At 56.6% G+C, this 19,810-nt stretch carries 33 protein-coding genes; 1 reads left to right on the top strand and 32 read right to left on the bottom strand.

The genetic code is table 11. The features are described from left to right. Positions 1–77 precede the first annotated feature (77 nt). The 32 genes from rpsK to H7C19_RS30750 all read right to left on the bottom strand — a co-directional run bounded on the left by rpsK (position 78) and on the right by H7C19_RS30750 (position 17,891). Positions 78–476: a 30S ribosomal protein S11 gene (rpsK, locus tag H7C19_RS30905; protein WP_185672938.1), complete on the bottom strand. Its 399-nt coding sequence runs from the start codon at positions 474–476 to the stop codon at positions 78–80. Positions 477–494: 18 nt separating this feature from the next. Next, positions 495–863: a 30S ribosomal protein S13 gene (gene rpsM / locus H7C19_RS30900; protein ID WP_185672937.1), complete on the bottom strand. Its 369-nt coding sequence runs from the start codon at positions 861–863 to the stop codon at positions 495–497. Positions 864–882: 19 nt separating this feature from the next. Beyond that, positions 883–996, bottom strand: coding sequence for a 50S ribosomal protein L36 (gene rpmJ, locus H7C19_RS30895; protein ID WP_003333770.1), 114 nt, complete (start codon positions 994–996; stop codon positions 883–885). Between the two features lie 91 nt (positions 997–1,087). After that, positions 1,088–1,303 carry a translation initiation factor IF-1 gene (gene infA / locus H7C19_RS30890; RefSeq protein ID WP_185672955.1) on the bottom strand — a complete coding sequence of 72 codons (216 nt, stop codon included), beginning with the start codon at positions 1,301–1,303 and terminating at the stop codon, positions 1,088–1,090. Positions 1,304–1,305: 2 nt separating this feature from the next. Further along, positions 1,306–1,614 carry a KOW domain-containing RNA-binding protein gene (locus H7C19_RS30885; RefSeq protein ID WP_185672936.1) on the bottom strand — a complete coding sequence of 103 codons (309 nt, stop codon included), beginning with the start codon at positions 1,612–1,614 and terminating at the stop codon, positions 1,306–1,308. A gap of 9 nt (positions 1,615–1,623) precedes the next feature. Next, positions 1,624–2,376, bottom strand: coding sequence for a type I methionyl aminopeptidase (gene map, locus H7C19_RS30880; RefSeq protein WP_185672935.1), 753 nt, complete (start codon positions 2,374–2,376; stop codon positions 1,624–1,626). Between the two features lie 6 nt (positions 2,377–2,382). Further along, positions 2,383–3,027 (bottom strand): adenylate kinase, encoded by a 645-nt coding sequence (locus tag H7C19_RS30875; protein WP_185672934.1) that lies wholly within the window; start codon positions 3,025–3,027, stop codon positions 2,383–2,385. 39 nt (positions 3,028–3,066) lie between these two features. Then, positions 3,067–4,365, bottom strand: coding sequence for a preprotein translocase subunit SecY (secY, locus tag H7C19_RS30870; protein WP_185672933.1), 1,299 nt, complete (start codon positions 4,363–4,365; stop codon positions 3,067–3,069). Then, complete coding sequence (gene rplO, locus H7C19_RS30865; RefSeq protein WP_185672932.1) at positions 4,365–4,808, bottom strand: 50S ribosomal protein L15; 444 nt, start codon at positions 4,806–4,808, stop codon at positions 4,365–4,367. The genes secY and rplO overlap by 1 nt, the downstream gene beginning before the upstream one ends. Before the next feature lie 50 nt (positions 4,809–4,858). After that, a complete protein-coding gene (rpmD, locus tag H7C19_RS30860) occupies positions 4,859–5,038 on the bottom strand; it encodes a 50S ribosomal protein L30 (protein ID WP_185672931.1) in 180 nt (59 codons plus the stop codon). Positions 5,039–5,051: 13 nt separating this feature from the next. Then, the gene (gene rpsE / locus H7C19_RS30855) at positions 5,052–5,549 is read right to left on the bottom strand and encodes a 30S ribosomal protein S5 (protein ID WP_185672930.1); all 498 of its coding nucleotides are present in this window, start codon (positions 5,547–5,549) and stop codon (positions 5,052–5,054) included. Between the two features lie 30 nt (positions 5,550–5,579). Next, positions 5,580–5,945, bottom strand: coding sequence for a 50S ribosomal protein L18 (rplR, locus tag H7C19_RS30850; RefSeq protein WP_185672929.1), 366 nt, complete (start codon positions 5,943–5,945; stop codon positions 5,580–5,582). A 95-nt stretch (positions 5,946–6,040) separates the two neighbouring features. Next, positions 6,041–6,583, bottom strand: a complete 543-nt coding sequence (gene rplF, locus H7C19_RS30845; protein ID WP_185672928.1) for a 50S ribosomal protein L6 — start codon at positions 6,581–6,583, stop codon at positions 6,041–6,043. A 30-nt stretch (positions 6,584–6,613) separates the two neighbouring features. After that, positions 6,614–7,012 carry a 30S ribosomal protein S8 gene (rpsH, locus tag H7C19_RS30840; protein ID WP_185672927.1) on the bottom strand — a complete coding sequence of 133 codons (399 nt, stop codon included), beginning with the start codon at positions 7,010–7,012 and terminating at the stop codon, positions 6,614–6,616. A gap of 30 nt (positions 7,013–7,042) precedes the next feature. Next, a complete protein-coding gene (locus H7C19_RS30835) occupies positions 7,043–7,228 on the bottom strand; it encodes a type Z 30S ribosomal protein S14 (RefSeq protein ID WP_090117903.1) in 186 nt (61 codons plus the stop codon). Positions 7,229–7,280: 52 nt separating this feature from the next. Next, the gene (rplE, locus tag H7C19_RS30830; RefSeq protein ID WP_185672926.1) at positions 7,281–7,823 is read right to left on the bottom strand and encodes a 50S ribosomal protein L5; all 543 of its coding nucleotides are present in this window, start codon (positions 7,821–7,823) and stop codon (positions 7,281–7,283) included. A gap of 36 nt (positions 7,824–7,859) precedes the next feature. Then, a complete protein-coding gene (rplX, locus tag H7C19_RS30825) occupies positions 7,860–8,213 on the bottom strand; it encodes a 50S ribosomal protein L24 (RefSeq protein WP_221469567.1) in 354 nt (117 codons plus the stop codon). A gap of 42 nt (positions 8,214–8,255) precedes the next feature. Beyond that, positions 8,256–8,624, bottom strand: coding sequence for a 50S ribosomal protein L14 (rplN, locus tag H7C19_RS30820; RefSeq protein WP_185672925.1), 369 nt, complete (start codon positions 8,622–8,624; stop codon positions 8,256–8,258). Between the two features lie 35 nt (positions 8,625–8,659). Further along, on the bottom strand, positions 8,660–8,923 hold the full coding sequence (rpsQ, locus tag H7C19_RS30815; protein ID WP_185672924.1) for a 30S ribosomal protein S17: 264 nt from the start codon (positions 8,921–8,923) through the stop codon (positions 8,660–8,662). A 46-nt stretch (positions 8,924–8,969) separates the two neighbouring features. Continuing rightward, on the bottom strand, positions 8,970–9,167 hold the full coding sequence (gene rpmC / locus H7C19_RS30810; RefSeq protein WP_185672923.1) for a 50S ribosomal protein L29: 198 nt from the start codon (positions 9,165–9,167) through the stop codon (positions 8,970–8,972). Continuing rightward, positions 9,154–9,591, bottom strand: coding sequence for a 50S ribosomal protein L16 (gene rplP, locus H7C19_RS30805; protein ID WP_185672922.1), 438 nt, complete (start codon positions 9,589–9,591; stop codon positions 9,154–9,156). Before rplP ends, rpmC begins: the two co-directional genes overlap by 14 nt. Before the next feature lie 2 nt (positions 9,592–9,593). After that, the gene (gene rpsC, locus H7C19_RS30800) at positions 9,594–10,259 is read right to left on the bottom strand and encodes a 30S ribosomal protein S3 (protein WP_185672921.1); all 666 of its coding nucleotides are present in this window, start codon (positions 10,257–10,259) and stop codon (positions 9,594–9,596) included. 13 nt (positions 10,260–10,272) lie between these two features. Next, a complete protein-coding gene (gene rplV, locus H7C19_RS30795; protein ID WP_185672920.1) occupies positions 10,273–10,611 on the bottom strand; it encodes a 50S ribosomal protein L22 in 339 nt (112 codons plus the stop codon). A gap of 49 nt (positions 10,612–10,660) precedes the next feature. Further along, positions 10,661–10,942 carry a 30S ribosomal protein S19 gene (rpsS, locus tag H7C19_RS30790; RefSeq protein ID WP_185672919.1) on the bottom strand — a complete coding sequence of 94 codons (282 nt, stop codon included), beginning with the start codon at positions 10,940–10,942 and terminating at the stop codon, positions 10,661–10,663. A 39-nt stretch (positions 10,943–10,981) separates the two neighbouring features. Then, the gene (gene rplB, locus H7C19_RS30785; RefSeq protein ID WP_185672918.1) at positions 10,982–11,809 is read right to left on the bottom strand and encodes a 50S ribosomal protein L2; all 828 of its coding nucleotides are present in this window, start codon (positions 11,807–11,809) and stop codon (positions 10,982–10,984) included. Positions 11,810–11,838: 29 nt separating this feature from the next. Further along, positions 11,839–12,132 carry a 50S ribosomal protein L23 gene (gene rplW, locus H7C19_RS30780; protein WP_185672917.1) on the bottom strand — a complete coding sequence of 98 codons (294 nt, stop codon included), beginning with the start codon at positions 12,130–12,132 and terminating at the stop codon, positions 11,839–11,841. Next, the gene (gene rplD, locus H7C19_RS30775) at positions 12,132–12,755 is read right to left on the bottom strand and encodes a 50S ribosomal protein L4 (RefSeq protein ID WP_185672916.1); all 624 of its coding nucleotides are present in this window, start codon (positions 12,753–12,755) and stop codon (positions 12,132–12,134) included. Before rplD ends, rplW begins: the two co-directional genes overlap by 1 nt. Before the next feature lie 30 nt (positions 12,756–12,785). After that, the gene (gene rplC / locus H7C19_RS30770; RefSeq protein WP_185672915.1) at positions 12,786–13,406 is read right to left on the bottom strand and encodes a 50S ribosomal protein L3; all 621 of its coding nucleotides are present in this window, start codon (positions 13,404–13,406) and stop codon (positions 12,786–12,788) included. A 45-nt stretch (positions 13,407–13,451) separates the two neighbouring features. After that, positions 13,452–13,760 carry a 30S ribosomal protein S10 gene (gene rpsJ / locus H7C19_RS30765; protein ID WP_027092000.1) on the bottom strand — a complete coding sequence of 103 codons (309 nt, stop codon included), beginning with the start codon at positions 13,758–13,760 and terminating at the stop codon, positions 13,452–13,454. Positions 13,761–14,112: 352 nt separating this feature from the next. Then, positions 14,113–15,879 carry an extracellular solute-binding protein gene (locus H7C19_RS30760; protein WP_185672914.1) on the bottom strand — a complete coding sequence of 589 codons (1,767 nt, stop codon included), beginning with the start codon at positions 15,877–15,879 and terminating at the stop codon, positions 14,113–14,115. Positions 15,880–16,027: 148 nt separating this feature from the next. Further along, a complete protein-coding gene (locus H7C19_RS30755; protein ID WP_185672913.1) occupies positions 16,028–16,906 on the bottom strand; it encodes a carbohydrate ABC transporter permease in 879 nt (292 codons plus the stop codon). Positions 16,907–16,922: 16 nt separating this feature from the next. After that, a complete protein-coding gene (locus tag H7C19_RS30750) occupies positions 16,923–17,891 on the bottom strand; it encodes an ABC transporter permease (protein ID WP_185672912.1) in 969 nt (322 codons plus the stop codon). Between the two features lie 184 nt (positions 17,892–18,075). Between H7C19_RS30750 and H7C19_RS30745 the strand changes: the two genes are divergently transcribed. After that, positions 18,076–19,809, top strand: a complete 1,734-nt coding sequence (locus H7C19_RS30745; RefSeq protein WP_185672911.1) for a sensor histidine kinase — start codon at positions 18,076–18,078, stop codon at positions 19,807–19,809. Position 19,810 lies beyond the last annotated feature (1 nt).

Raw genomic sequence — 19,810 nt, 5'->3', positions numbered from 1 at the left:
TAAACCATGTAGTATGCCTAACCATTACAACCATTATTCACAAGTTGTTTTTGTTTGATACCACATTGTGGCGCGTATTATACGCGGCGACGTTTCGGAGGACGGCAGCCGTTGTGCGGAATCGGCGTTACGTCTTTGATCATGCTGACTTCGAGGCCAGCGGCTTGCAAGGAACGGATCGCGGCTTCGCGACCTGCGCCAGGACCTTTAACCATGACTTCAACGGCGCGCATGCCATGCTCCATCGCGGCGCGAGCAGCAGTCTCGGCTGCCATTTGCGCGGCGTATGGCGTGCTTTTGCGGGAGCCTTTGAAGCCCATGTTGCCGGAGCTAGCCCAAGACACGGCGTTGCCGTGCGGATCCGTGATCGTCACGATCGTGTTGTTGAACGTCGAGCGAACGTGTGCAACGCCCGTCTCGATATTCTTCCGGTCACGACGCTTGGTACGAACGACCTTTTTGCCTTTTTGTGCCATGCTAGTTATCCCCCCTTATTACTTCTTCTTGTTAGCTACCGTACGACGCGGGCCTTTGCGCGTACGCGCGTTGGTCTTCGTACGTTGGCCGCGAACCGGCAGGCCGCGACGATGGCGAACACCGCGATAGCAGCCGATCTCGATCAGGCGCTTGATGTTCAACGCGATTTCGCGACGAAGGTCACCCTCGACTTTTTGCGATTTGTCGATCGCTTCGCGCAGACGAGCAAGCTCGTCTTCGGTCAGATCGCGTACGCGTGTGTCGGGGTTGATAGCAGCCGTTGCGAGCAGCTTCTGGGAAGTCGTTTTACCGATCCCGAAGATGTACGTCAGGGCGATTTCCACGCGCTTGTCGCGCGGAAGGTCAACACCACTAATACGTGCCATGTGTTAGGAGCACCTCCTCTTAGCCTTGTTTTTGTTTGTGCTTCGGATTTTCGCAGATAACCATTACGTTACCCTTGCGGCGAATGACTTTGCATTTTTCGCAAATCGGTTTGACCGATGGTCTCACCTTCATGGTATTACGCCTCCTTAAGTGCGACTGTCAGTCAGCGTCGTAGACGCGTGCGCCAGCCGACCGTCACGTGTGGTTCGGTAGACCGGAAGAACTATTTGCGGTAAGTGATACGGCCTCGCGTCAAATCGTATGGCGACAGCTGGATCACAACCTTGTCACCCGTCAGAATCCGGATGAAGTGCATCCGCAGCTTGCCGGAGACATGCGCCAGAATTTCGTGTCCGTTCTCGAGCTTCACTCTGAACATCGCGTTCGGTAGCGGCTCGATGACTACGCCTTCCACCTCGATAACGTCCTCTTTGGCCACCGTCATTCTCCTTTCTCTTCAGCATGCGCTTCGAGCCGTCGCTGGACGCTCCCGATAGCAAACCGGAGTTTGCCGTTGGTCACGCGTCCGGTATCGCGAAGACTGTTCGCGACTTCATCGTTCACGATCCCGAGCGGTTCGAGATGCAGCACGTTTTTGCGTTTGGGCCGATCGAACCGGCGTTTGTCGCCGTCGGCCACGAGCGCGAATCGCTCGTCTACGAGGGCGATGACCACTGCGATCTGTCCCTCGTCCTTGCCACGCCGGCTTCTCACGAGTTCTCCGGGAGACAGCTTTGACGGTTCCGTCATCGCCATCTCCTATTCCCCCGTTCGGGTCAGAATCTCATACCCGTCTTCGGTCACGGCGATGGTATGCTCAAAGTGCGCGCACAGCGATCCATCCACGGTGACGACCGTCCAGTTGTCGGAGAGCGTCCGAACGTAGCGGGTGCCGAGATTCACCATCGGTTCGATGGCCAGCACCATGCCCGGTTTGAGGCGCGGCCCGCGATCGGGCACGCCGTAGTTCGGAATTTGCGGTTCTTCATGCAGTTCTTGCCCTACGCCGTGTCCGACATACTCGCGAACGACATGCATTCCCGCCTCTTCGATGACTTTCTGGATCCCGTGCGATACGGTGAACAACCGGACGTCAGGCTTCACGAGCGCGAGTCCCGCGTAGAGCGAAGCTTCCGTCACGTCCAGAAGGCGCTGCGCGTCTTCCGAGATGTTCCCGACCCCATAGGTCCAGGCAGAGTCTCCATGGTAACCTTTGAACTGTGCGCCGATGTCGATGCTGATGATATCGCCCTCAATGAGCTTCCGGGGTCCGGGGAACCCGTGTACGAGTTCCTCGTTGACGGAAGCGCATATGCTGGCCGGAAAACCGTTGTAGCCTTTGAATGAAGGAACGGCATCTTGGCTTCGGATATACTCGTCGGCAATCCGGTCCAATTCGGCGGTCGTAATGCCCGGCCGCACGGCCTGTTTCATCAGGCGGTGCGTCTCTGCCACGATCCGACCAGCTTCCCGCATCAGTTTCAGTTCCGATTCGGACTTACATACGATCATGGCCGGTTACCCTCTCAGGAGGGAGGCGATGTCGGCCGTAACCGCGTCGATGTCCTTCTCCCCGTCCACTTCTCGGAGCAGTCCTTTGTCGCCGTAGTACGCGAGCAGCGGCGCCGTCTTGCTGGTGTATTCGTCAAGACGGGTTCCGACTTTCTCTTCCGTATCGTCGGACCGCTGGTAGAGCTCTCCGCCGCACTTGTCGCAGACGCCTTCCTGCTTCGGCGGATTGAAGATGACATGATAGGTGGAGCCGCAAGACTTGCAGATCCGCCGTCCCGTCAGGCGAGCCAGCAGGAAGCTGCGGTCGACCTTCAGGTTGATGACGTGATCGATCTTGCGACCCATGTCGGCCAGCATCTCGTCCAGCGCCTGCGCCTGCGCCAACGTCCGGGGGAATCCGTCGAGCAGGAATCCCTTTTCGCAGTCGGGCAGAGACAGCCGGTCGCGTACGATGCCGTTCGTCACTTCGTCGGGAACGAGGAGACCTTGATCCACGTACTCTTTGGCTTTGAGGCCAAGCGCGGTGCCTTCCTTCATCGCCAGACGGAATGCGTCGCCGGTCGAGATATGCGGAACGCCGAAATCGGAGACGATCCGCTCCGCCTGCGTGCCTTTGCCGGCGCCAGGAGGACCCATAAACAGGATGTTCATTGCCGTCCCTCCTGCATGTACCTCATTATACTTGCTTGCTTACTTATTGATGAACCCTTTGTAGTGACGCTTGATCAGGTTGCTCTCGATCTGCTTCATCGTCTCCAGCGCGACGCCGATGACGATCAGCAGCGACGTGCCGCCGAGCTGTACCGAGCGCGGCAGCCCGAAGGCGGAGCCAAACACGACGGGAAGAATCGAGATGACCGCCAGGAACAGCGCGCCAGCCAGGGTGATGCGGGTAATGACTTTCATCAGATAACCTGACGTCGGCTTGCCTGGGCGGATGCCCGGGATGTAGCCGCCGTTCTTCTTCATGTTGTCCGCAAGCTGCTGCGGATTGAACTGAACGAACGTGTAGAAGAACGTGAACCCGACGATCAGCAGGATATAGAATACCATGCCGAGCGGCTTGTCGTAGTACAGGTGGCTGATGACCCAGTTCGCCCAACTGTGACCGGCCCAGAACTGAGCGATCGTGATCGGGAACATCAAGAGCGAAGAAGCGAAGATAACCGGGATGACGCCCGCGCCGTTCACTTTGAGCGGAATGTGCGTCGATTGGCCGCCGTACATCTTCTGACCGACTACGCGCTTGGCGTATTGGACCGGAATCTTGCGCACGCCTTGTTGGATGAAGATGACGCCGACGATGATCACGAGGATCGCCACCAGAATGATCACCATCTTCAAGACGGCCCAGAAGATTTGGTCTCCATTGACGAACTGATCTTGGTAGATCTCCTGGATGTAAGTTGGGATCCGTGAGACGATCGCGGCGAACATCAGGATGGAGATGCCGTTGCCGATACCCTTCTCGTTGATCTGCTCGCCGAGCCACATAAGGAAAGCCGTACCGGCTGTTAACACGATCGCAATCATGATGAAAGTGGCAGGGGTAGCGTTAATGACCATCTGCGAGCTGTAGATCCGGTTGAACCCGATCGAAGTCGCGAACGCTTGGATCAAGCCGAGGATGATCGTACCGTACCGGGTGATTTGCGCCAGCTTGCGCTTGCCGTTCTCGCCTTCCTTCGCCCACTCCGCGAACTTCGGAATGACGTCCATGGAGAGGAGCTGCACGATGATCGACGCCGTGATATACGGCATGATCCCGAGCGCGAAGATCGAGAATTGGAACAAGGCGCCGCCGGAGAACGTGTTGAGCAGGCCGAACAATTCATTGCCTTGAGTGTTCGCCGCTTGCAATGCGCTCTTATCGATGTTGGGCACCGGGATGAACGAACCGACGCGGTAAACGAGCAGGATGAAAAGGGTGAACAGGATCCTCTTGCGAAGGTCCTCAACTTTCCAAATGTTGGTTACGGTCGCGAACATTAGATCACCTCGGAGTTACCGCCGGCGGCCTGGATTTTTTCTGCTGCGGATTTGGAGAACTTGTGAGCCTTGACGGAGAGAGACACCGTCAGCTCGCCGTTCGCCAGAATCTTGATGCCGTCTTTCGGGTTCTTTACGATGCCCTGGGTTAGCAGCAGTTCCGGCGTTACTTCCGTGCCGGCCGGGAAGACGTTCAGTTGATCCAGGTTCACGATCGCGTATACAGTCGCAAAGCGGTCGTTGTTGAAGCCACGCTTCGGAAGCCTGCGGTACAACGGGTTTTGGCCGCCCTCGAATCCCGGACGGACGCCGCCGCCGGAACGGGCGTTTTGCCCTTTGTGACCGCGCGTGGACGTTTTGCCCATGCCGCTACCGATGCCGCGACCGACGCGTTTGCGGCTGAACTTGGATCCTTCTGCAGGAGACAGTTCATGCAATTTCATCGTTCGTCGCACCTCCTTGATTGATTTGCGTTCTCTTGACGTAAATAACCTTATACTTCTTCAACGGTAACCAGGTGGCTTACCGTGTTCACCATGCCGCGGATGGCCGCGTTGTCTTCTTTGACAACGACGGAGTTAACTTTACGCAGGCCCAGCGATTGTACCGTCTGGCGCTGGTTCTCCGGACGGCCGATCAGGCTGCGCTTGAGGGTGATTTGCAACTTCGCCATCTTGTTCCCCTCCTTAACCTAACAGCTCTTCCACGGTTTTGCCGCGGAGTTTCGCCACGTCTTCGGCGCGTTTCAGTCGAGAAAGTCCTTCCAACGTCGCATTGACCATGTTGATCGAGTTGGAGGAACCCAGCGATTTCGTCAAAATATCGCCGACACCGGCCAATTCCAGCACAGCGCGGACAGGACCGCCCGCGATTACGCCCGTACCTTCGGAAGCCGGTTTCAGCAGCACTTTGCCGGCGCCGAATTGACCCGTAACGGCGTGCGGAATCGTTTTGCCAACGAGCGGAACGTAAATCAGATTTTTCTTCGCGTCATCAATGCCTTTGCGGATGGCATCCGGCACTTCGCCGGCTTTGCCGATCCCGGCGCCAACCCAACCCTTGCCATCGCCGACAACGACGAGTGCGCTGAAGCTGAACCGGCGACCGCCCTTGACGACTTTGGATACGCGGTTGATCTGGACCATTTTTTCAGTCAGTTCCAATGTATTCGGATCTACACGCAAGTCGTTTACCCTCCTTGTTTCCGTGATTTCTTAAAACTGAAGACCGGCTTCGCGAGCCGCGTCTGCCAGCGCTTGAATGCGTCCGTGGTACAGGTAGCCGCCGCGATCGAATACGACGTTCTCGTAGCCTTTCGCTTTGGCGCGCTCTGCAACCAGTTGACCGACTTTGCGAGCCGCTTCGACGTTGCCGCCGTTGCCGACTTCGCCAAGCTCTTTGTCCAGCGTCGATGCCGATGCCAGCGTTACGCCTTTGACGTCGTCAATCAGCTGAGCGTAGATATGCTTCGCAGAACGGAACACGGAGAGGCGGGGACGCTCGTTCGTGCCGCTGATCTTCTTGCGCACGCGGAGGTGCCGTTTCAAGCGGGCCTTGTTCTTATCGCCTTTGGTGATCATTCCGAGGTTCACTCCCTTCTAACTGCAACCGTTGAGTGCAACGGTCGTTGCGTCCGGTTGTCAGGACTGTTACGCGGCTTTACGCCGCGACCCGATTATTTCTTCTTGCCGGCTTTGCCTTCTTTGCGGATGATGCGCTCGCCTTCGTACTTGATGCCTTTGCCTTTGTAAGGCTCCGGCGGACGAACGGCACGCACTTTGGCAGCGATCGCGCCGACTGCTTCTTTGTCGATGCCTTTGACGATGATGCGGTTCTGAGCCGGCACTTCGAACTCGATGCCGTTCTCAGGCACGAACTCGACCGGGTGAGAGTAACCGACGTTCAGGACGAGCTTCTCGCCCGTCTTGTTCGCGCGGTAGCCGACGCCGACGAGTTCCAGGTTCTTCGCGTAACCTTCGGTTACGCCACTCACCATGTTGGCGACGACGCTGCGCGTCGTGCCGTGCAGGGCACGGTGAAGCTTGTTGTCGGAAGGACGCTCAACCGTGATCACGTCGGACTCGATAACGAGCTTCATATCTTTGTGCAATTCGCGGGACAAGGATCCTTTCGGACCTTTGACGGTAATGACGTTGTTGTCCAGGTTCACGTTCACGCCGTTAGGCACCTGGATGGGTTTACGTCCGATACGGGACATGGGTACACCTCCAATCGTGTGCGGGTTATATTACCAAACGTAGCAAAGAACTTCGCCGCCGGACTTCCCTTGACGGGCTTCCTTGTCGGTCAGAATGCCTTTGGACGTAGAGATGATCGCGATGCCGAGGCCGCCCAGCACGCGCGGTACTTCATTGGACTTCGTGTAGACGCGCAGGCCGGGTTTGCTGATACGTTTCAGCCCCGTAATGACGCGCTCGTTGTTCGGTCCGTATTTCAGGAAAATACGGATCAGCCCTTGCTTGTTGTCTTCGACGAATTCAGCGTCGCGGATAAAGCCTTCGCGCTTCAGGATGTCAGCAATTTGCTTCTTCACCGTGGACGCAGGCAGTTCCACCGATTCGTGGCGGACGAGATTCGCGTTGCGAATGCGCGTCAGCATATCTGCAATGGGATCAGACATAACCATGGGGTAAACCTCCTTCCCGAACTAGGCTGATTACCAGCTCGCTTTTTTAACGCCAGGAATCTGGCCTTTGTATGCCAACTCACGGAAACAAATCCGGCAAATCTTGAACTTTTGCAGCACGGAGTGCGGACGTCCGCAACGTTCGCACCGCGTGTAAGCACGGACTTGGAACTTCGGCGGGCGTTGTTGCTTGATTTTCATCGACGTTTTTGCCACTTGCTTTCACACCTCCCAAAGGGTACCTTGGCTTGCGCCAGGTCGGGCGTCGTTACTTCACGAACGGCATGCCCAGTTGGGTCAGCAGTTCGCGCGCTTCTTCGTCCGTATTCGCCGTCGTGACGATAACGATATCCATCCCGCGGATCTTGTCGACCTTGTCGTACTCGATCTCAGGGAAGATCAGTTGTTCTTTCAGACCCAGCGTGTAGTTGCCGCGGCCGTCGAACGATTTGTTCGAGATCCCGCGGAAGTCGCGTACGCGCGGAAGCGATACGTTGAACAGCTTGTCGAGGAAGTAGTACATGCGGTCGCCGCGAAGCGTGACTTTCGCGCCGATCGGCGCGTTCTCGCGAAGGCGGAAGCCTGCGATGGACTTCTTCGCGCGGGTGATAACCGGCTTTTGGCCAGCGATCTTCTGCAGATCTTCAACGGCTGCGTCCAGAACTTTGGAGTTCTGAACCGCGTCGCCTACACCCATGTTGATGACGACTTTCTCGATCTTCGGCACTTGCATCACCGATTTGTAGCTGAACTTCTGCATCAGCGCAGGAGTGATTTCATTCAGGAAACGTTCTTTCATACGTGCTGCCATTAGTCACAGTGACCTCCTTTCCTTCGAAAATCGATATTAGTCGATCTCTTGGCCGGAACGCTTCGCGATCCGGACTTTGTTGCCGTTGTCGAGCACTTTATAGCCGATGCGAGTCGGCTTGCCGGTCTTCGGATCCACGTGCATGACGTTGGATGCGTGAATCGGCGCTTCTTGCTCGATGATGCCGCCTTGCGGGTTGGTCGTGGACGGGCGGGTATGCTTCTTCACGAGGTTTACACCTTCGATCAGCACGCGGTTTTCGCGCGGGTAAGCGGCGATGACGCGCCCCTTCTTGCCTTTGTCCTTGCCCGTGATGACGATGACGTTGTCGTCCTTCTTCACGTGCAGTTTATTGTTGTGCGATTCCAGCACTTTTTTCAAACGGGGCATGGGTACACCTCCTTGAGCGTTTCTCCATGGACTTGAGCCGGATTAGAGCACTTCCGGAGCCAGAGAAATGATTTTCATGAAATCACGTTCGCGCAGCTCGCGAGCGACTGGCCCGAAGATACGGGTACCGCGCGGGCTTTTGTCTTCCTTCACGATAACGGCTGCGTTCTCGTCGAACGCGATATAGGATCCGTCTTTTCGGCGTACAGCGCGCTTCGTACGGACGATGACGCATTTGACTACGTCGCCCTTCTTGACAACGCCGCCTGGTGTTGCTTGTTTGACGGAAGCGACAATCAGATCGCCGATGTGACCGACGCGGCGTCCCGTACCACCCAGTACGCGGATACACATCAGTTCCTTCGCACCGGAGTTGTCGGCAACGGACAGTCTCGTAAACGGTTGAATCATCGCGGGGTCCTCCTTTCAGTCCTAGATGAGGTTCCTTACAGGATAACGGCTTTCTCGGTGACTTCGACCAGGCGCCAGTTCTTGTCTTTCGACAGCTTGCGGGTCTCCATGATTTTCACGGTGTCGCCGATCTTCGCGTCGTTGTTCTCGTCGTGCGCTTTGAACTTCTTCGTGTATTTGATCCGTTTGTGGTACAGGCTGTGCTTCTTGTAAGTCTCGACGGCCACCACAATCGTTTTGTCCATTTTGTCGCTCACGACTTTACCGACTTGCACTTTGCGGTTGTTGCGTTCGCTCATGGTAAATCTCCTTCCCGGAAGCGGTGATTGGGGTTGTCAGCGGCGATTAGCCGATGCCCAGTTCACGCTCGCGCAAAATTGTTTTGGCCCGGGCAATTTCTTTCCGCAGCTCGCTGATGCGATGCGGGTTGTCCAGTTGGCCGGTAGCCAGTTGGAAACGAAGGTTGAACAGCTCTTCCTTGAAGCCGGAAACTTTCTGTTCGATTTCCACCGAAGTCAAGTTACGGAATTCACTGGCCTTCATTTGCTTCACCACCCAGTTCTTCACGTTTCACAAACTTCGTCTTGATCGGCAGCTTGTGAGCCGCGAGACGCATCGCTTCACGTGCGATTTCCTCGGAGACGCCTGCGAGCTCGAACAATACCTTGCCCGGCTTCACGACGGCTACCCACTTCTCGACGTTACCTTTACCGCTACCCATCCGCACTTCGAGAGGCTTCTGAGTGATCGGCTTGGACGGGAAAATCTTGATCCAGACTTTACCGCCCCGCTTGATATAACGGGTCATCGCGATACGCGCAGATTCGATCTGGCGGTTCGTTACCCAAGAAGGCTCGAGTGCTTGCAAGCCGTATTCGCCGAAGCTTACTTCCGTGCCGCCTTTGGCGCGGCCTTTCATCTTCCCGCGGTGCTGCTTGCGGTGTTTGACGCGTTTAGGGACCAACATGATCAGTTGCCTCCTTCCTCAGCGGCTTTTCTCTTCTTCGCAGGAAGGACCTCGCCGCGGTAAATCCATACTTTAACGCCGATGCGACCGTAGGTCGTATGAGCTTCAGCTGTACCGTAGTCGATGTCTGCGCGCAGGGTATGCAGCGGAACCGTACCTTCGCTGTAACCTTCCGTACGTGCGATTTCAGCGCCGCCCAGACGTCCGCTAACGACCGTCTTCACGCCTTTGGCGCCGGAACGGAGCGTACGTTGGATCGATTGCTTCATCGCGCGGCGGAACGAAATGCGGCGTTCCAGCTGTTGCGCAATGCTTTCTGCGACAAGGATGGCATCCAGTTCCGGATTTTTGATCTCGGAAATGTTGATGTGCACTTTCTTGCCGTTCGTCAGCTTCGTCAGCTGACCGCGGATGACTTCCACTTCCGCGCCGCCTTTGCCGATGACCATGCCTGGCTTAGCGGTATGGATCGTGACGTTGACGCGGTTGGCTGCGCGTTCGATCTCGAAGCGAGACACAGCGGCGTCTTTCAGTTTATTTTTGAGGAATTCGCGGATTTTGACATCTTCCATGAGGAGGGTGCCGAAATCTTTGTCAGCGTACCATTTGGATTCCCAATCACGGATAACGCCGATGCGAAGACCGACCGGATTTACTTTCTGACCCACACGTTTTCCCTCCTTATTTCTCGGATACGACCAGCGTGATGTGGCTGGAACGTTTGAAGATGCTGAACGCGCGGCCCTGCGAACGAGGTTGGAAACGTTTCAGGGTCGGACCTTCGTTGACGTATGCTTCGCTGATGACCAGCTTGTTAACGTCGAGTTGGTAGTTGTGTTCAGCGTTCGCCACCGCAGAGTTCAGCAGCTTCTCCAGGACCGGGGAAGCCGAACGCGGCGTGTGGCGCAGAATGGCGATCGCTTCGCCCACCTTCTTGCCGCGGATCAGGTCCACGACCAGTCGGACTTTGCGGGCCGGAATGCGAATATAGCTCGCAACGGCTTTCGCTTCTTGTGCCATCGATGTACCTCCTCCCGTATTGCATTCGCCGGTCGCCCGGCGTTACGGATTATCGTTTGCCCGTTTTCTTGTCGTCGGCGGTGTGGCCTTTGTACGTACGCGTAGGCGCGAATTCACCGAGCTTGTGACCGACCATGTCTTCCGATACATAAACCGGCACATGCTTGCGGCCGTCGTAGACGGCGAACGTGTGACCTACGAATTGCGGGAAAATCGTCGAGCGGCGGGACCACGTTTTGACGACGACCTTCTTGCCGGACTCGTTCATCGCGTCGACTTTCTTGAGCAGATAGTCGTCGATGAAAGGTCCTTTCTTTAAGCTGCGACCCATGGGTAAATCCTCCCTTCAGCCCGAAATAGGGGCTCGCCCTTACTTGCGGCGGCGAACGATATATTGGCTTGAAGCTTTTTTCTTCTTGCGGGTTTTGTAGCCGAGGGTCGGTTTGCCCCATGGCGACATCGGAGATTTGCGACCGATCGGAGCGCGGCCTTCGCCGCCGCCGTGCGGGTGATCGACCGGGTTCATGACGACACCGCGGACAACCGGACGTTTGCCCATGTTGCGGGAACGGCCCGCTTTACCGATGTTGATCAGCTCGTGGTCTTGGTTGCCCACGGAGCCGACGGTAGCGCGGCATTGCTTCAGGATGCGGCGAATCTCGCCGGATGCCAGGCGAATCGTGACGTAAGTCTCTTCTTTGCCGAGCAGTTGCGCTTCGGTGCCGGCTGCGCGAACCAGTTGGCCGCCCTTGCCGGGCTTCAGCTCGATGTTGTGGATAACCGTACCGACCGGGATATTCTCCAGCGGAAGGCTGTTGCCCACTTTGATGTCGGCTTCAGGACCGGATACGATCTCGTCGCCGACTTTCAGGCCTTTAGGAGCGACGATGTAGCGCTTCTCTCCGTCCAGGTAGTTGATCAGGGCGATGTAAGACGTACGGTTCGGATCGTACTCGATCGAAGCAACGCGGCCCGGCACGCCGTCCTTGTTGCGCTTGAAGTCGATGATCCGATATTTACGCTTATGTCCGCCGCCTTGGTGACGAACCGTAATTTTACCTTGGTGGTTACGGCCGCCGCGTTTGGACAGCGGTGCAAGCAAGGATTTCTCCGGTGTCGAAGTGGTTACTTCTTCGAACGTGGACATCGTCATTTCGCGACGGCTAGGCGATGTCGGTTTAAACTTTTTGACTGGCACTTGGTTTCCCTCCTTACATTACGAAGATGTTAGACCGATGCTTCGAAGAACTCGAGCGGCTTGCTGTCGGCGCTCAGTTGAACGATCGCTTTCTTCCATTCGGACGTATATCCGGAGTGGCGGCCGTAGCGGCGCGGCTTAGCCGGCATGCGCAGCGTGTTCACGCTGACGACCTTCACTTTGAAGATTTGCTCGATCGCTTGCTTGATTTCCGTCTTGTTCGAACGAAGATCCACTTCGAAAACGTATTTCAGTTGTTCGACGAATTCGCTCGTGCGTTCGGTGATGACCGGGCGCTTGATAATATCGCGAGGGTTTTTCATTACGCGAATACCTCCTCGACCTTAGCGACCGCGTCCTTCGTGATGATGAGCTTGTCATGAACAAGAACATCAAGCACGTTGATACCCGTAGCGGATACGAACTTCACGCCGGGGATATTACGTGCGGACAGGGCCACGTTGTTCTCGAAGTCGGCGGTTACGATCAGCGCTTTGCGACCGACTTTGAGGTTGTTCAGAATGCCTTGGAATTCCTTCGTCTTCGGTTGGGCCAGGCTCAATTGATCCAGAACGATGATATCGCTAGCGATTACCTTGCTGGACAAAGCCGACTTGATGGCCAAACGGCGAACTTTGCGAGGAAGCTTGAAGCCATAGCTGCGCGGAGTCGGTCCGAAGACGATACCGCCGCCTTTCCATTGCGGGGAACGGATCGAGCCCTGACGAGCGCGTCCGGTGCCTTTTTGCTTCCACGGTTTGCGGCCGCCCCCGCGTACTTCGGAGCGTCCTTTGGTCTTGTGCGTACCTTGGCGAACGGATGCTTGCTGAAGCACGACGGCGCTGTGCATAACCGACGTATTCGGGTTGACGCCGAAAATCGCTTCTGCCAGCTCAATCTCTCCAACTTGGCCGCCGTTCACGTTATATACAGCCACTTTAGGCATGAGTGGTCCTCCTTTCCTGTACGATCTTTATTATTTCTTCACCGACGAGCGGACTTTGAGGTAGCTGTTGCGCGCGCCCGGTACGGAGCCTTTGATCAGAATCACGTTGCGCTCTACGTCGACTTTAACGACTTCGAGGTTTTGAACCGTGATCGTCTCGCTGCCCATACGGCCGTGCATCTTCTTGCCTTTCGGCACGCGGTTGGCGTCGCGGATCGTCGCGAGCGAGCCGTTGCCGCGGTGGTACTTGGAACCGTGCGTCATCTTGCCGCGCTGGAAGCCCCAACGCTTGATCGCGCCAGCCGTACCCTTACCTTTGGAGATTCCCGTCACGTCAACAAACGTTCCTTCAGCGAATACGTCAACTTTGACTTCCGCGCCGACTTCGAGGTCGGATGCGCCGCTGATTTCGCGAATGAAGCGCTTGGGCGCCGTGTTGGCCTTTTTGGCATGGCCGACTTCCGGCTTGTTCGCGAGTTTCTCGCGTTTATCGGCAAAGCCGAGTTGGATTGCTTCGTATCCGTCGTTGTCTACGTCTTTCTTCTGCAGTACGACGTTCGGAGTAGCCTCGATTACGGTTACCGGCACGACGCTTCCGTCCGCGGCGAACACCTGAGTCATTCCGAGCTTACGTCCCAAGATTCCTGGCATGTTGACACCTCTCTTCTATTCCTTATTCACAGGGGTACTTGCTTATTAAAGCTTGATTTCGATGTCCACGCCGGACGGCAGGTCCAAACGCATCAGCGCATCGACCGTTTGCGGCGTCGGATTGACGATGTCAATCAAGCGCTTGTGCGTGCGCATTTCGAATTGTTCGCGCGAGTCTTTGTACTTGTGAACCGCGCGCAGGATCGTGATGACCTGCTTTTCGGTCGGCAGCGGGATCGGACCCGATACGCCGGCGCCCGTACGCTTAGCCGTTTCTACGATTTTCTCCGCGGATTGATCCAGGATACGGTGATCGTAGGCTTTCAAACGGATACGGATTTTTTGCTTTGCCATAGTGATTCCCTCCTTCATTCGTCCAATTTTGGAATCGGACATACTCCGCGAGAATACCCCGACGGACATCCCTTCTGCCACCCTATGGCAAAGGGGCCGGGTGTGTCGGCAACCTCTCGCATCATCGCACAGTCACAGACCAACATTCACTATTATAGCGATTCGTCTAGGCCAATGCAACAAATTTTTATGATACGGAGCAGGAACTTCGGGAACGCTATTTCCGCGTGGCGAAAAGGCCATTCGAGACAACGTGTTTCTTCCTATTATATAGCGTGCATCCACCGCAACTGCGAGGAAACGCCCGCTTCCGAAGAAGCGGACGTTCCCTTCGCGCTTATAGATACCAAGCCTACTTGCTTGCGTTGGCCTTGTACCAGTCGTTGACTTCCTTCGTGATCTGATCGCCGCCGGACTTCTTCCAGTTGGCCACCATCTTGTCGAATTCGTCCAGGTTCGATTGGCCGTAGATGATCTTGTTGTAGGTCTCGTTCACCAACTTGTTGAGCAGCTCGTTCTTCTGCTTCATCGTATCGGTCAGCGGGCCTTGGAAGTAGTTCTTCATCCGGATGTCCTTCTGATCCAAGACGATCTTCATGGCGTCGATGTTCTCCTTTTTCCGCACGCCCGCCGTCTGCTTCTCATAAGGCGTCTCCGGCGTACCGCCGTTCGCCAGCTTGATCATCGTGTCGGCGTACAGGGCCGGAATGCGGGCGCCCTCGAACGTCAGCGTATAGTAGATCGGTTCGACCAAGTGCGTGCGGTCCGCGTAGTTCGGGAACAGGTCCGGATACTTCTGCGGATCCTTCGTGATCGTCCCGTCCGGCAGCTTCGCCCAGTCGTAGCCTTCGGCGAAGCCGTTCTCGAAGGCGCTGCCCGGCTGCGGGTTCGCCCAGTTCTCGAAGAAGTAGTTGTAATAGCGCAGGATCGCTTCGGGGTTCTTGCTGTCCTTGTTCACCAGGATCCAGCCGTTGACCGAAGGGTTGCCGCTCGGCGCGCCGATCTTGCCGTCCGGACCGGACGGGATCGGGTACGCCTTGTACTTGGCCGTGGGGACGTTGTTCAGCAGATCGCCGAACGGCCAATCCGGCAGCCAGTTCCGGCCGACGATGGCGCCCGCCTGGCCCTTGGTGAACATCTCGGCGCCCGCCACTTCATCCTTCAGCGCGGAATCCTTCGAGATGTAGCCTTTGTCCATCCAGCTCTTCAAGGTAGCGAGCGCTTGCTTAGCGGCCGGGTCGACGGAGCCGTTCGAGAGCGTGCCGTCCGCCCCGCTGTTCCATTGGTTCGGCAGCCCGCCGTACGCGCCGAACACCCAGCTGACGTCGGACATCCAGACGTTGAACCCGTTCTTGAAGCCCATCGCCATCCCGATCGTGTCCTTCTTGTTGTTGCCGTCCGGATCTTTGTTGACGAAGGCATCCATGATCGTCTCCAGATCGGCCAGCGTCTTCGGCGCCTGAAGGCCGAGCTTATCCATCCAGTCCTGCCGCAGCCAGAGCACCATATCGTCGTTGTAGGCGTAGTCGAGGATCGGCAGCGCCATCTTCTTGCTGTTCCGCAGCACCGGCAGCCAGGTATCCGGATTCAGCGCTACGCCTTGTTTGTACGTATCCCCTGCGTACTTGTCGAACAGATCTCCGACTTCCATGAACTGCCCCGAGTCGATCAGCATGTTCAGCGTCTCCGTATCGCCGCGGAAGCTGATGATGTCCGGCATCTTGTCCCCCGAGGAGAGCATGAGGCGCAGCTTTGTCTTATAGGCGTCGTTCGTGTCCGTTACGACCCAATTATACTTCACGTCGATCCCCAGATTGTCATGGACGAACTTGGTCATGACGTTGTTCTCGATCGTCTCGCCCGTCTTGAAGAAGTAGTTCGTTCCGATCCCCTTCACCGTCGTCAGCGTGATCGGCGTCGCATATTTCTGCCCGTCCCAGCCCGTGCCGTCGCCCTTCTCCTCGGACTTGCTGGCCGAGGCGGTAGCCGAAGCGGTGGCCGAAGGACTGCTGGCGCCATCTTTGCCGCCATTCCCCGAATTGCTTCCCGAGCAAGCCGTCAAGCTAACGGCAAGCAGCGTCGTCAACGTTAAGAGCAGACTCTTCTTCCTGTTGCCCATTGTTGTCCCCCCAGATCTGAAATATGAGAACGCTTCACGTTCTGATTTTCACTATAGAATTGTAAATAATTTATTTAAATGCCAATTATTTGTGGTCCGTACCAATTTGTTATCCTCTTAGCCGAACCGGCTTTCGGCCCCATGCCGGCTACTCCTTGATTGCGCCCAGCACGATGCCTTTGACGAAATACTTCTGCAGATAGGGGTAAACGACCAGAACCGGGAGCATCCCGATGAAGATCTGGGCGGCTTTGACCGTCCGCTGGGAGATGTTCTTCAGCTCGTTAATGTCCGGATTGATCTTGTTGAAATCCTGCTGGACGATGATCGTCTGCAGGAATGTAGCGAGCGGATAGTTCCGGTAATTGTTAATATACAACAAGCCGTCGAACCACGCATTCCAATTGCCCACGATCGAGAACAGCGAGAGCGTCGCGATCGCAGGCGTCGCTAGCGGCAGGTACACGAGGGCCAGAATTCGGAAGTGGCCGGCGCCGTCGATGAAGGCGGCCTCCTCCAGCTCTTTGGGCGTATTGCGGAAGAAATTCATGAGCAGGATCATATTGAACACTTGCACCGCCCCGGGCAGGATCAACGCCCAGAGCGTGTCCATCAGGTGAAGGTTGCGGATGAGAATGTAGCTGGGGATGATCCCGCCGTTGAACAGCATCGTGAAGACGAAGAACCACGAATACGCGGTCCGGCTCCGGAAGAACCGGTTGTCCTTGGATAGCGCATAGCCGCCCAGCGTGATGACGAACATCGTGACGAACGTCCCCGCGAACGTGCGGATGATCGCGATGACGAACGCGCGCAGGAAGTTCGCGTTGTTCATCGTCTTGGTGTACGAATCCCAATTGAATCCCTTCGGCCACAGCCCGACCAGATGGGAGTTGGCCGGCGCGCTGGCGCTCAGGCTGACTGCGAGAATGTGGATCATCGGCAGGATGCAGAGCAGCCCGGCGATGGCCAATATCGTATAGTTCGCGACGGTAAAAGCCCGGTATCCCGGCGATCGGAAACCCATTAGCGCTCGCCCCTCCTTAGAAGATCTTATAATCCGCCAGTTTGTAGGCGATTCTGTAGCTTAAGACGATAAGAGCGAAGCCGACGAACGACTTGAACACCCCGACCGCCGTCCCGAAGCTGAATTGCCCGTTCAAGATGCCGGTCCGGTAGACGAACGTATCGATGATATCGCCCTTGTCGTAGACGAGCGCATTGTACAAGTTGAAAATCTGATCGAAGCCGGCGTTCAGAATGTTGCCCAAGGCAAGCGTGCCGACGACGATGACGATCGGCGCGAGCGACGGGATCGTCACGTGGAGCGTCTGCTTCCAGCGGCTGGCGCCATCCACCTCTGCCGCTTCATACAAGGCGGGGTTGACTCCCGCTAGCGCGGCCAGATAGACGATGGTCCCGAAGCCGAACTGCTGCCAGATGTCGCTGACGATGACGGTGAAGCGGAACCAGTTGCCGTCCCCGAGGAACAGGATCGGTTCGATATGGAACCAGCTGACGAGCAGGTTGTTGACGATGCCGTCCGACGCCAGCACGTCGTTCAGGATGCCGCCTAGGAAGACCCAAGAGATGAAGAAAGGCAGGTAGACCAGCGTCTGCACCGTGCGCTTGAAGAGCTGCTTGCGCACTTCGTTCAGAAGCAGCGCGAACGTGAACGGCACGACGATATTGGAGACGATCTTCAGTCCCGCGATGATGACGGTGTTGAAGATGACTTGCTTGCTGTCCGGATATTCGAACATGAACCGGAAGTGCGCCCAGCCGACCCAAGGCGAATGGAAGATCCCTTGGTACGGTTTGAAATCCTGGAACGCGATGACGAGTCCGCCGAGCGGCAAATAACCGAATACGAGCTGCAGCAATACCGCGGGCAGCAGCATCACGTGCAGCGGCCAGGTCCTGCGCAGAAATCCGGACCAGGCGCTTCCTTTCTGCGTTCCCGTACCGCTGGCGACAGCCGGCTCCCCGACCGTTTCTACTTTTGCGCGCATGGCCCCACTTCCCTCTCCGCTTCTCTTTTTGAACCAAGCCGTTTTCGCTTGTTGACAGCGCTTACGCATCATGTATAGTAATTATAGCAATCGGGGATTCGGAGCGTCTGCGCCAATCCCTTTGGAACGATACCCATTTCTTTGTCTCCTTCGAATCCGTCGGACGAAAGGATGTGTTCGGGTCATGAGTCTTCGCGTGAATACGTTCGCCAAGATCTTGTCGCTCATCGTCATCCTGCTCATCCCCATCATTCTCCTCTACTGGTACTCCAACCGGACGAGCATCAACGTCGTGCGGCACGAGGTCGAGAAGTCGATGTACAAGGACCTCAGTTTTTTCGCGGCCAAGCTCGACGAGATGGTCACCCAGTTCTCCAAGTACGGATTGCTCGTCAGCGAGGACATGAACGTACGGACGCTGGAGTTCATCGATACGGCCAACCTCTATGAACAGACCGACGAGAAGCGCCGCGTCGAGGAGAAGCTGCGCCTGCTGAACGTCTCCTCGAACTGGGACACCACCATCAGCGTCTACGCGCCGGAGACCGGCACCTTCGTCTCGACCAATCCGACCCTCGAATACGACGCCGCGAGCGTGACGCGGAACTTCTCGCGGTCGTGGCGCTATACGGAGAACCAATCCGCCTTCTTCAAGAATCAGCCCCGGTTTCTTCGGGCGGTGACGCATCCCTTCGATGCCGAGCTCGGGAACGCCGGTCTGATCGTGGAGATCAGCTTCGGGGCGACGGAGCTGGTGAAGGCGCTCGACAGCTTCAAGGCCGGCGGCAAAGGCGACCCCTTCCTCGTCTCGGCGGATGCGCACAAGATCGAAGCCAGCGACGGCAACGACAAGCTGCAGGAGGAGCTCCTGCCTTCGCTCGATCTGAAGGAGCTCGCCAAGAAGCGGTATATCCGCGTCAAGCTGTCGGAAGGCGAGTACACGGTGAGCTGCGCCTTGATGCCTTCCCTCGGCCTTTACCTCATCGACTACGTGCCGATTCACGAAGTGACCCATCCCATTACGGCGAACAGCTTTCTTTTCTACCTGTCGATCCTGATTCTGCTCTTCGTCAGCATCCCGGCGGCCTACTATCTGTACATTAACGTCCAGCGTCCGATCAAGGAGCTGATCCGGGGCGTACGCAAACTGAAGAAAGGCGAATATCCGAAGCTGAAGGTATTCCATCCGAACAACGAGTTCCACTTCCTGCTCGTGAGCTTCAACGAGATGGCCAGCCAGATCGAGCAGCTGATCCAAAATGTCTACCTCGAGACGATCCGTTCCCGCGACGCGAATCTGAAGCAGCTGCAATCGCAGATCAATCCGCATTTCCTGTACAATTGCTTCACGTTGATCCGCAGCCTGACGCGGCTCGGAGAGAAGGAGTCGGTCATGCAGCTTGCGCTGCATCTGAGCAAGTACTACCGCTACACGACCCGCACCGAACGGCAGACGGCCCCGCTGAGGGACGAATTGGATCTCGTGAACAGCTACTTGACGATTCAGACGATGAACGTGCAGGATCTTCAGTATTCGATCGAGATTCCGCAGGCCATGCTCGAACAAGAGATTCCGCGGCTGATCATTCAGCCCTTGGTGGAGAATGCCGTCGTCCACGGCATCGAACCGCTCGGGATGGGGACGATCCGCGTGGAAGGCGCGCAGGACGACCGCTACAATCGCATTACGGTGACGGACAACGGCGTCGGCATCAGCGAAGAACGACTGGCCGGACTGCTGCAAGAGCTGTCGATGCCATTGACGGAGGATAAAGGATGCGCGTTGTGGAATACCCATCAGCGGATGTACTTGCAATACGGTTCGGAGGCGGGACTGCGGATCGTGCCGCGGCCGGAAGGCGGCGTGACCGCGGAGATCTATTGGCCGAACCGGATCGACAACACGCTGACCGCGTAAA

The organism is Cohnella nanjingensis, assembly GCF_014212125.1.
GTDB lineage: Bacteria > Bacillota > Bacilli > Paenibacillales > Paenibacillaceae > Cohnella > Cohnella nanjingensis.
Note: the sequence above shows the minus strand (reverse complement) of the source record. Positions and strands in the feature narration are given on the sequence as shown.